The 554-nt window shown below is 48.0% G+C and carries 1 pseudogene; it reads left to right on the forward strand.

The features are described from left to right. Window positions 1–38: 38 nt before the first annotated feature. Window positions 39–554, forward strand: a pseudogene (locus R8N47_RS27520) (multidrug transporter); the annotation flags it as partial.

A 554-nucleotide genomic window follows, 5' to 3' on the forward strand; every position in this document is an offset into this window, starting at 1 on the left:
CATCTCGGAGCCTTTGTTTTATCTAAACAGGAAAACAAATGGATTTTTTGGCAATCGCACTCGTTGTATTTTCAGCGGTTTTGCATGCTGGCTGGAATATCTTGGGTAAAAGCCATTCCGGATCAGGCGTGGCATTCACGATGGCTGCAAGCCAGTCTGCTTGTGGAGTGCTTACCCCATATCTGATTTGGTATTTAACCACGCTCGGTTGGACTTCGTTGCCAGTTGAGTTTTGGGGAATGCTGGCTTTTAGTGGAATAGCGCAAATTGTGTATCTCGTCGGTTTGATCATGGCGTATAAACATGCCGATGTTGGTGTGATTTACCCAATTGCACGCGCTTTGCCGGTCATGATGGTGGGAGGGTTCAGTGTTGCACTCGGCCATGCGCTTTCATCTCAACAGTGGCTTGGTTTCGTGTTGATCACCTTTGGCTGCATTTTGGTGCCGTTGACTCATGTTCGCCAAGTTTCTTTGGTGGCGTATCTAAATGTAGGCGTGTTTTGGGCGTTGATCGCGGCAATTGGCACGACAGGTTACTCTGTGGTGGACAAA

Source organism: Vibrio sp. 2132-1, from assembly GCF_033344315.1.